This window comes from Vibrio sp. 10N.261.51.F11 (genome assembly GCF_041471665.1).
GTDB classification, from domain to species: domain Bacteria; phylum Pseudomonadota; class Gammaproteobacteria; order Enterobacterales; family Vibrionaceae; genus Vibrio; species Vibrio crassostreae_C.
This window is the reverse complement of record NZ_JBFROW010000048.1, coordinates 16,760-27,942: the sequence shown is the minus strand read 5'-3', so window position 1 is coordinate 27,942 and position 11,183 is coordinate 16,760. Positions and strand designations below refer to the sequence as shown.

The window sequence follows — 11,183 nt, the reverse complement described above, 5'->3', positions numbered from 1 at the left end:
GAATTACGCAACAAAGCCGACAAAGTTCGCTTGCTTCAAGACGGCTTAGATCAAAATACACCAAAGACCGGCATGTTGGTTTATCACCCTGTGTTTGAAGGCGAAAGCGATAATCTACTTGGCGTTGTGATTGGTGTGGTTCGAACGACTTACTACTTTGAAAATCTACTGGCTTCGGCAGTGGGAGACATGGATGTCTATATTCGTGTTACCGATACGGGTTTCGAAGCAGAAGACTCCCCAATATTGTTTGAAACCGAGGGTTATGAAGCGGTATCTGGGCACCACATTACCAAAACAATCTCACTGACCAATCGAGATTGGAAGGTCGATTACAAAATAGATTCATGCATCTCTTTCTATGGTTATCTGGTGTTAACCGGAATCGCGTTAGTCGGAACAACTATCTCATTGCTGTTGGCGTATATCGTTAATATGCAAATCCGAGAGAAAGAGCGCTTGTATCAAATGCTTGATAAAAGAACAGAAGAGCTTCGTTTTCTAGCCAACCACGACAGCCTGACCGAGGTTTATAACCGACGTGCTTTCAATAAGATGTTAGATAAAGCGATACAGCGAAATGAACCCTTTAGTCTCATCGGATTTGATGTCGACAAGTTCAAAGGCATTAACGACCAATTCGGTCACCCTGCAGGGGATGCTTTACTCATTCATGTAATTAAATTGATTTCAGTGAGCTTGAAAGAGGGGGATAACCTGTTTCGTATAGGTGGAGATGAGTTCTGTATCATTTCTAGTATTACAAACCATGAAGCCCTAGAACGATACTTACAATGTATTCTAAGAACAGTGAGCCAGTCTCATTGTGAGCACAAAGGTCGACAGCTCAGTTGTACTTTGAGTATTGGTGCTGCTATTTACGCTAATGAAAACACGGAAGAGATTCTGCAAAAAACAGACAGTATGCTCTATCAAAGTAAGTCGAATGGCCGAAATCGAGTGACAATTGCAGGCTAAATGAGCACTTGATACAACTAGGGTCGAGTTCTGTATTGGGCTCATGTACAATTTCACAAAATTTTTGACGAGAGAATTAGGCGACGTATGAATCACAATCGAGTTGTGTGTTTCGATTTGGAAATGTGCTGTTGGAGCGAAGACGGTGTGGGAACAACAGGAGAGATCATTGAAGTTGGTCTTGCTGAGATTGATCTTGTATCTGGAACCATCGTGAAGCGCGCGCAATATTACGTTAAGCCCGAAAAAGACGAAGTCTCTCTATTCTGTGCCGAGTTAACGGGCATTACACCTCGTAAAATCGAAAAGCAGGGTCGCCCATTAGAGTCTGTCATCAAGTCGATGATTAAGAACTTTGGTGGTCCCAAAAAAATCTACGCAGCGTGGGGACGTGACGACCTTATCTTACACAAAGAGTGTATTGAAAAAGGCATCGAGCCTCCGTTTAGCGAGTTCTTAAACATCGCAACGCTTTACCGTGTTCAGAATCGCTTGAAAGACAAACGCATTGGTCACCGCGCTGCTCAAGAAGCCAAAAATATTGAGTGGGAAGGTCGTCAGCACTCGGGTTATGTCGATGCTTATAATCTTGCGAAACTCACATTAACTATGTTGTAGCTAAATTTTTAGCTCCTCTCAGCCCTGTTTAGTCAGCTTTCAGTTTACCGATTCAAAAAAGCGACCGGTTTCTTAACCCGTCGCTTTTATTTATTTCAGTTTCCAATTCATTATTTCAGGCACTAATTTTCGCCTAAAACACTTAACTTACTCTTGATGAAGTCACAGTGGTCGACGTAGAGCAGTTCTGCTGTTTTACGGATCACAGAATCTTCGATAGGGTCAATTTCCCCGTCGGCATGCGCTACTTCCCACATCGCTTTGATTAAGTCGATTCGCACTGGCTGAGATAGGTCTCTGAGTTGCGATGTAAAGTCATACAGCGATACTGATTGCTCTACTTTCGGCTCTGCTTGCGCGAGCAGTACCTTTGCTTGTTCTTCATCTAAATCCAGCAAACGCTGCAGAAGCTGTAGCTTAGCGACTCTTTCTGATTCATTGATCTGATGGTCGGCACCCGCGACTTCACACAACAAACTCGCGATGGCGATATTAGGTGATGTGCCTTGGTTTTTGCTTAGGTCCTGGCCTTCAATCAATTGTTTAAACATTGATGTGAGAGAATTGAACATAACGAGCTCCAGTTAAAATTTGTATCGAGTTCCGTAACGCTGATAGCTATCAACTATAACCATAAGCATAACTATTGGGTCTACAGAGTGTGATCGCAAGCGTCTTTACTAAAAACTGACATTACGGATACGCGAGCAATAAGGAGCATTTTATCAATCGGGCTCTGGGAAACGGGTAATTTTACCGTCGCCACTGAGTGTCGTGATCGATTGCGGTTTCCCATCAGTGTCTAGCCTCAATTCTCCAATCGCACTGCGGTTTGAAAGGCGATAGAAGGTCTGATTGTCAGGGCTTCGCTTTTCGATCTTCAAGCGTTTACGCTTAGTGAAGTAGTTCAAAACTGAGCGAGGGCTGTATAACAGGCGGTCCCATACATCGCAGAATTTAAGCAGCGGAGCAGGGAACTGATTTTTAATACCACTGCAGGTGATTTGATAGATGTTCGGGCTGTTGCGACGATACCTAAGCTTGATGTCATAAGCGAAGGAGTAGTGAACATCGCCAGAAAGTACCACGAAGTTGGTCGGTGTTTTGGTATGGGTAAAGATGCTGATCAGCGTATTAGCACTGCCCGGATGTGCCATCCAGTTTTCAGCGTCAATCACTAATGGCTTGCCGATTGTGGTCGCCATCTTTTGCAGTGTTTCAATAAACTTCACGCCAAACATCGGTGCAGCAGAAACGATCACCACTTTATCTTGATTCATTAACTGATGTTGAAACTCAATCAAGGCTTCCCAGTCCATTAAACCTGAAGGCTTGTTCATGCGTGACTCTGAACGCCAACGACGCGTACGAGTATCCAACACAATGACTTTAGGTGAGCTATCTATTGTGTAATGCCAACCTTCAAAGCGACTTAACATCTCAATGAAGGCTTGATGCTTGTCTGGCTCGATATTGCTAACAGGGTGAGTAGAATTGGCATCGACAGTTTCATTATGATCTTTATGAACAAAAAGCTGTTTTGCTTGCTCGATAAACGTTTCATCGAAGCTCTCCGGTTTGTTACCCCAACCTTGACACATCCAGTAAGCCGCAAGGCCGTTACCAATGACTTGGGTCGCGAACTGGTTTTGGTCGACGGCATGCTCCCAACCCACGGTAAGGTTCCAATCATCCGTCACATCGTGATCATCGAAGATCATGTACGTTGGAATATGCGCGAACAGACGTTGCACTTGCGGTAAGCCAGCAATGAAATCATCCATGATGACGCTTTCATCACGCCATTGTTGCTGCTCAGTCGGTGTTAATTGGTGTCCACCTTGAGTGAAGTTATTCTCAATTAAACGCTCTCGATTGACGCATTGCCACAGTGTCGGAGACCAAACCAATAAGTACATCGCGATAAACTCAGACAGCGTGACCAAGTGGTTTTCACAATCGGTAGAGCTAAAAATCGGCACGCCACGGTTCGGGAATAACTTATCGAGCATGGATTCTGAAGCTGTGTGGTGCGGCAAATAGTGATGACGCTGGTATAAGTGGTATTCACTGTTATACAGAGCGTCACTGTTGTTGATTTGTTTAATTTGCGAGTCAGTCGGTAAGCTTTCGCCTACAAGGCCAAGCAGGTGAATCACTTGTTGAATAGCATCAAGTGTTGGGCCTGCCACATGGTCGGCGTAGATCTGATCGCCGCTCATCATCAGCATGTCGGGTCTTTCAGCGACGGTTTGATCGGCCATCTTGTTATCGGCTGCAACTAGGCTGTCTTTGCTTGGATGATGCGGGTTGCGGCAAGAGCCATGAAGAATGTAATCAGCTGAGGTCGATATCTTAAACTCAACGCGAGATTTACCGTTGTAAACAAGGTGAGGGGCGAGCTCTTTTAGTGAACCTGACTCAGTGTGAATATCATATTCAAGCCGCGTATTAGTCGGAAACTCACCTTGTAAGCGAATTAGCGTTATCCACGCATGTGTACCGATTTGAATCGAATCATGTTCTTCAAGCGATGAGGTATAAAACGGCTGGTCTTGTGCTGCTTCAGAATCGTCTATTTCTTGAGTATGAAGCTCGGCTCTGCCTGTAAGAGGCGAGCTGGTGGCTAACCAAAGTACTACTTCAGTCGCGGTGGTTTTTCTTAAAATGGGTCCGGCGAGTAACAGGGGAAGAGATGATGTCGTAGAGGGTTTCAATACGGTACCTAAAATCGTTGGTGGCTAGTCGTCGTGGTGTTCTTTTGTTTCGAGCTTGTTCGTGTCTGGCTTTGTGGTTCCAAGCGTTGATGCTTCAAATTCTACTGAGTCAGATTCTGTTGATTATGCTCTGCAATCTCAGGCTCTGTCGTTTCAGATTCTGTTGATTCAAGAACTTCGATAACTTCTGAGCTAGAAAGTTCATGGCCCATTAGAAATATTGCCAATAGGGCATCGGCTTTGGTCTTGGTATCGGAAGGCTCGTCTAATAACAGTTCGAGCTTTTCTCGAATCATAGCAATCTCGTGCTCAACAAAGCCACGGCCTTCTTCATCCCCTTGATTGTCTTCAGGGGCATTATCGAATTCAAGAAATAGCATGTCACCGTCTAGGTTGGTATCCACCAAACGCTCAGGCAACCACGCCTCACCCATAACAATATCTGGATCGGAATCTTTGGGTAAGTGATCTATAATGTTTTGTAATTCGGAGACTTTCACAATACTTTCATTTAACCGAGAATATTCTACATTGTAACGGTCAATGCCGAGCAAACCTAAAAATAGTTAGCCGTCATGGTTAATAAATGTCTAATCAGTAACACAATATTTTTTCAAAGAGTAATTACACAAGAATGAAGCTCAAATATTTACCGACTCTTCCTTCATCTGGATTGGTTTTACTAGGTAGCGCTTTCCTAAGTGGCATTTTCGTAAGTGCTAATGCGTGGGCCGCTGAAGAGCAAGAGTGGGGCATCGCTGCAATGTTCCGTACAGCAAGCATCCCTTATGACACGTCTGGTGGCGACCAATCGGTTAGCTCATTCGTACCGATGCTGTTTTTCAAGAACGATTATGTGTTTATTGACGGTACTGAGATGGGGGCATACCTCTATCAAACTGACGATGAGAAGTGGTCTTTCAATGCTATCTCTCGCATGCGCTTTATTGATATTCCTGCATCTGAGCAGAACGCGATTGAAGGCGATACGGCGGACTTTGGTGCTCAACTGACCTACCAACTTGATGATTCTTGGTCTGTCGAGACGGAGTTAATGAGCGACAGTGAATACAACTTCCACGGTAACTTACGAGCTAAAGCCAAGTATGAAACTGGAGATTGGGAGTTTTACCCGAGCGCGACGCTGCGTTATAAAAGTGCTGATTTCAACAGTGAGTATTACTCCGCATCTAATGAAACCATTGGTGCTGGTGTTGACTTAAATGTTGGTGTTGAAACGCGTTACCATGTGGTTTCTAATTTGTACTTATTGGGTTCAACCAGTGTGACTCGATTGGACGATAACGCTTACGATTCTTCGATTGTTGAAGACCGTTATCAGGGGGAATTGTACCTTGGCTTTGGTTTCTTTAACGACAAAGAGAAAGCGCCAAAACCTAAACTGAGCAATGCGCCGTACTTACGTGTCGCACACGGCTGGGGAACGCCATCCAATATTGGCGACATCATGAAGTTCAATCGAGAGAAAGACGAATACAACAACCAGTTGACCTCGTTCTTCTATGGACACCCGTTAACCGATGAGATCTTCGGTTTGCCACTGGATATCTATTTAACCCCAGGTATTGCGCACCACTGGAGTTCAGACGTTCAATCGAGCAGCACCGAATACATTATCGCAATCAAGGCGTACTACACCTTTGATTGGCCAACTCAGTGGCGTGTTGGTGTGGCAGAAGGTATGTCTTACATCGATTCGATTACCTATATCGAAGGCTCTGAGATGGACCGTAAAGGTTACACCGCAAGCCATCTATTGAACTACTTAGACTTCTCATTCGATGTCAACGTTGGCGACTTGATTGGTAAGAATGACTTGAACAACTTATGGTTCGGTTATTCATTGCATCACCGTTCTGCAATCTTTGAAAAATCCTCTCAGTATGGTCGTATCAAAGGCGGTAGTAACTACAACACGGTTTACTTCCAATATGAGTTTTAAGCGCAGTTTTTAACGTTAGCTTTAAACCAGAGTTGACTAAGTACGAATTACATTTGACCGCGCTTTCATAGCTCCTGCGAGTGTTAGCGAGATTAATCAGCCTGATAGCTAAAGGTTTTCCCTTTGCTGTCAGGCTTTTTTGTTTGAGACTTGTGATATAATCGCGCGAGTTTAATAAGTACAAGAATAGGACACGCTTTGACTTCGTCTCCGGAAAAAGCAGATAACAACAAGAATGCAGCACAGCCAAGTTCTTCACAGAGCAAAGCCAAGCCAAACCAAGCGGCATCGAAAAAGTCTGCTGAACAATCAAATACCAAAAAAGCTGATCAATCAGCGACAAACAACAAATCATCTCAGAATAGCCCAGCCTCTCTTCGTAAAGCGCTCAACGAATGTATGATGCGCGATCGCTTCCGTTTGAGTAAGCGAATTGCTGGTGCGAGCAAAATTAAGAACGAACAAGCTAAGCACGCTGTCTTTGATGAGATTGCGTTAGACATTGCTAAGTCAATGATGACGGCAACTCAGCGCGCGGCACAGAAACCAACGATTGAATACCCAGAAATTCTCCCGGTTAGCCAAAAGCGCGAAGACATCGCGAAAGCCATCGCTGAAAACCAAGTGGTTATCGTGGCGGGTGAAACGGGTTCGGGTAAAACCACTCAGCTACCAAAAATCTGTTCTGAGCTTGGCCGCGGCCGCTTTGGCTTAATTGGTCACACTCAGCCCCGTCGTCTTGCGGCGCGTTCGGTTGCGAACCGTATTGCTGAAGAGATGGAAACACAGCTGGGTGAGTTCGTTGGTTATAAGGTTCGATTCAACGACCAGATTTCTGACAATACCCAAATCAAACTGATGACCGACGGTATTCTACTGGCGGAGATTCAACACGACCGTTTCTTAAATCAGTACGACACCATCATTATCGATGAAGCGCACGAACGTAGCCTGAACATCGATTTCATCATGGGTTACCTGAAAGAGTTACTGCCAAAGCGTCCTGATCTGAAAGTGATCATCACGTCGGCAACCATCGATCCAGAGCGTTTCTCTAAGCACTTTAACAATGCACCGATCATTGAAGTGTCTGGTCGTACTTACCCAGTTGATACGCGTTACCGCCCATTAGGTGGTGATGAAAGTGATTCAGACCGCGACCAAATCGAAGGCATCTTTGAAGCCGTTGATGAGCTGTGTGATGAAGGCCTTGGCGATATCTTGATCTTCATGAACGGTGAGCGAGAAATTCGTGATACCGCAGATGCATTAAGTAAACGCAACCTTCGTGATACCGAAATTGTCCCGCTTTACGCGCGTCTATCGGCGGGTGAGCAGAACCGTATCTTCCAGTCTCATACTGGTCGACGCATCGTTCTGGCAACCAACGTGGCAGAAACCTCGTTAACCGTTCCGGGCATCAAGTATGTTATCGACCCGGGTACGGCGCGTATTAGCCGCTACAGCTATCGTACTAAAGTACAACGTCTACCGATTGAGCCAGTGTCTCAAGCGAGTGCAAACCAGCGTAAAGGTCGTTGTGGTCGTGTTGCAGAAGGTATCTGTATTCGTCTGTACTCTGAGGAAGATTTCGAGTCACGCCCAGAGTTTACTGACCCAGAGATTCTTCGTACTAACCTAGCATCGGTTATCCTTCAGATGACAGCGCTAGGCCTAGGCGATATTCAAGCGTTCCCATTTGTTGAAGCGCCCGATAAGCGCAACATTCAAGACGGTGTAAGGCTGCTTGAAGAGCTTGGTGCGATCGCCACCGTTGAACCGTCAGCGAACAAAAACAAGAACCACGGCGACGACAAGAAGAAGCTAACCGCGATTGGTCGTAAGCTGGCAAAACTGCCTATCGATCCACGTTTAGCGCGTATGGTAATTGAAGCGCCACGTAACCGATGCCTACACGAAGTGATGGTGATCGCGTCTGCGTTGTCGATTCAAGATCCGCGTGAGCGTCCATCAGATAAGCAACAATCGTCTGATGACAAGCACAAGCGTTTCTTCGATAAAGAGTCTGACTTCATCACGTTTGTGAACTTATGGGATTACATCAAGCAGCAGCAAAAAGCATTGTCGAGTAACCAGTTCCGCAAACAGTGTAAGCAAGATTACCTCAACTATTTACGTATCCGTGAATGGCAAGATGTGTACTTCCAAATTCACCAAGCCATGCGTGAGCTAGATACTAAGTTGAATACAGAACCGGGCAGCTACGATGGCATTCACATGTCACTGCTATCAGGTCTGCTTTCGCACATCGGTATGAAAGACCAAGAGAAGAATGAGTATCAAGGTGCACGTAATGCACGCTTCCACATCTTCCCTGCGTCTGGCCTATTTAAGAAACAGCCTAAGTGGATCATGTCTGCGGAGCTGGTAGAAACCTCAAAACTTTGGGGCCGTGTTATCGCGAAGATTCAACCTGAATGGATTGAACCGCTAGCGAAACACCTGATTAAACGCAGTTACAGCGAACCACATTGGTCGAAGAAACAAGCAGCGGTAATGGCACACGAAAAAGTGATGCTTTACGGAATCCCAATCGTACCTAAGCGCCTTGTGAACTACGGCGCGATTGATGCCACCGTCAGCCGTGAGTTGTTTGTACGTAGTGCATTAGTAGAAGGTGAGTGGGAAACCAAACACGCTTTCTTCAAGCAGAACCGTAAGCTTCTACAAGAAGTCGAAGAGCTAGAGCATAAATCGCGTCGTCGTGACATCTTGATCGACGATGATGAACTGTTCGATTTCTATGACCAGCGTGTTGGTGAAGAGGCGGTTTCTGGCCGTCACTTTGATACATGGTGGAAGAAGACCAGTCAGAAAACCCCTGAGCTGCTTAACTTTGAAAAATCGATGCTGTTCCGCGGTGATGCTAGCCACGTTACCGATCTGGATTACCCGAACTTCTGGCACCAAAACGGTATCAAGCTCAAGCTGAGTTACCAATTTGAGCCGGGCGACGATAACGATGGTGTAACGGTACACATTCCGCTGCCTATCTTGAACCAGATCGACCAGAACGGTTTTGATTGGCAGATCCCGGGTCTACGTCAAGATCTAGTAATTAGCTTGATTAAGTCGTTACCTAAAACGTTACGCCGTAACTTTGTACCTGCGCCAAACTACGCAGATGCATTCTTGGCACGTGTGACACCGCTTGAAGCACCGTTACTGGATTCTCTTGAGAAAGAGCTACGCCGCATGACGGGTGTGGAAGTGGTACGTGATGACTGGAAGTTAGACCAGATCCCTGAGCACTTAAAGGTAACATTCCGCGCTGTAGATCATCGCAAGCGTAAGCTGAAAGAACAGAAAGATCTGCATGAGTTGAAAGAGAGCCTGAAAGACAAGGTTCAAGAAACGCTTTCTAAAGTGGCAGACGACGATATCGAGCAGCAGAACCTGCACACGTGGAGCTTTGGTGAATTACCAAAAGTCTACCAACAGAAACGTGGTGGCTACGATGTTAAAGCCTTCCCTGCGCTGGTGGATACCAAAGACAGCGTAGAGATCAAACTGTTCGAAACCGAGCAAGAGCAAATCTCGGCAATGAAATCGGGTCAGCGTCGTTTAATCTTGTTGAACGTGCCATCACCGATCAAATACTTGCACTCGAACCTGCCGAACAAATCGAAACTTGGCTTGTACTTCAACCCATACGGACAGGTACTCGATCTTATCGATGACTGTATCGCTTGTGGTATTGATAAGCTGATTGAAGAGAAGGGCGGTTTGGTTTGGGAACCAGAGCAGTTTGAAGCTATGAAAGAACACGTACGTGCAGAGCTGGGTGATACCGTAGTAGAGATTGCTCAACAGGTTGAAACCATCCTAACCACGGCATTCAGCATCAGTAAAAAGCTGAAAGGACGCGTGGATCTTTCTATGGCATTCGCACTTTCTGACATAAAAGCTCAAGTAGAAGGTTTGATTTTTAAGGGTTTTGCCACAGAATGTGGGTGGAAACGCTTGCCGGATATTCTACGCTATATGAGAGCGATTGAACGCCGCATGGAAAAACTGCCAATTGACCCGAACAAAGATCGTCTTCACATGATCAAAGTTGAGTCAGTAATGAATGATTACAAAGAACTGCTGAATAAAATTCCAAAAGGGATCGCGGTTCCAGAAAATGTAAAAGAGGTGCGTTGGATGATAGAAGAGCTTCGTGTAAGCTTCTTCGCACAGCAGCTCGGTACGCCTTACCCAGTATCAGATAAGCGTGTTAAAAACGCGATTGATGCTTGCTAAAGGAATAAAGCTAGACGCAATAGCAAGGTTTGGGTATAAATCTTGCTTATTGCATTACTAATTGAATAGTTATTACATACAGGGCGACTTGGTGGCAATTTATTACCACTCAAGGCCTGCCACTAGGACGAAAAAGGTCGAATATGAAAAAAACGTTATTGGCACTAGCACTACTAGGTGCATCTTCAACAGCAATGGCTGATTCTTGGTTGTACGGCGGTGTAATGGGTGGTCAAAACTCATTCGCTGGTGAAGATGAAAACGCGGTGGGCATCCACGTAGGTACAGGTATCCTTCCACTAATCGGTGTTGAAGCGGGTTACTGGGATCTAGGTTCTTTCGACAACGTTAGCTACGGCAACCGTGCTAAACAAGGTGTTGACGTAAGCACTGCTTACCTAGCGATCAAACCGAGCATCGACTTCGGTCCTCTTCACGTATACGCGAAGGGTGGTCTTCACTCATACGAAGTGAAAGGCGATAACTTCAAGCAAGACGATGTAGACGTAATGTACGCTGTAGGCGCTGAATACTTCATCTTCGGTCCACTATCTGTAGGCGCTAGCTACCAAAACTTCAAAATGAAAGATGACGACGCAGGCGTTTTCTCTCTAAACGCAACTATTCACCTACTGTAATCA

Annotated in this window: 8 protein-coding genes; 5 read left to right on the top strand and 3 right to left on the bottom strand. The window is 45.5% G+C overall.

The window, feature by feature from the left end; all coding sequences use genetic code 11:
• Positions 1–978 (top strand): diguanylate cyclase domain-containing protein (locus AB4351_RS16220; RefSeq protein WP_372126570.1); only part of this gene is annotated, 978 nt, incomplete at its 5' end.
• A gap of 87 nt (positions 979–1,065) precedes the next feature.
• On the top strand, positions 1,066–1,596 hold the full coding sequence (locus AB4351_RS16215) for a 3'-5' exonuclease (protein ID WP_132763772.1): 531 nt from the start codon (positions 1,066–1,068) through the stop codon (positions 1,594–1,596).
• Positions 1,597–1,718: 122 nt separating this feature from the next.
• Here the strand turns inward: AB4351_RS16215 and AB4351_RS16210 are convergent, their stop codons facing one another.
• From AB4351_RS16210 to AB4351_RS16200, 3 genes are all read right to left on the bottom strand, one after another.
• Complete coding sequence (locus tag AB4351_RS16210; RefSeq protein ID WP_017060439.1) at positions 1,719–2,168, bottom strand: TerB family tellurite resistance protein; 450 nt, start codon at positions 2,166–2,168, stop codon at positions 1,719–1,721.
• Positions 2,169–2,321: 153 nt separating this feature from the next.
• On the bottom strand, positions 2,322–4,313 hold the full coding sequence (locus tag AB4351_RS16205) for an alkaline phosphatase family protein (RefSeq protein WP_372126567.1): 1,992 nt from the start codon (positions 4,311–4,313) through the stop codon (positions 2,322–2,324).
• Positions 4,314–4,414: 101 nt separating this feature from the next.
• A complete protein-coding gene (locus tag AB4351_RS16200) occupies positions 4,415–4,867 on the bottom strand; it encodes a hypothetical protein (RefSeq protein WP_102428589.1) in 453 nt (150 codons plus the stop codon).
• Positions 4,868–4,947: 80 nt separating this feature from the next.
• On the opposite strand from AB4351_RS16200, the gene AB4351_RS16195 reads away from it, so the two are divergent.
• From AB4351_RS16195 to AB4351_RS16185, 3 genes are all read left to right on the top strand, one after another.
• Complete coding sequence (locus tag AB4351_RS16195) at positions 4,948–6,276, top strand: MipA/OmpV family protein (RefSeq protein ID WP_017070881.1); 1,329 nt, start codon at positions 4,948–4,950, stop codon at positions 6,274–6,276.
• Positions 6,277–6,474: 198 nt separating this feature from the next.
• On the top strand, positions 6,475–10,542 hold the full coding sequence (hrpA, locus tag AB4351_RS16190) for an ATP-dependent RNA helicase HrpA (RefSeq protein ID WP_372126565.1): 4,068 nt from the start codon (positions 6,475–6,477) through the stop codon (positions 10,540–10,542).
• Between the two features lie 143 nt (positions 10,543–10,685).
• The gene (locus AB4351_RS16185) at positions 10,686–11,180 is read left to right on the top strand and encodes an outer membrane beta-barrel protein (RefSeq protein WP_274134781.1); all 495 of its coding nucleotides are present in this window, start codon (positions 10,686–10,688) and stop codon (positions 11,178–11,180) included.
• Positions 11,181–11,183 lie beyond the last annotated feature (3 nt).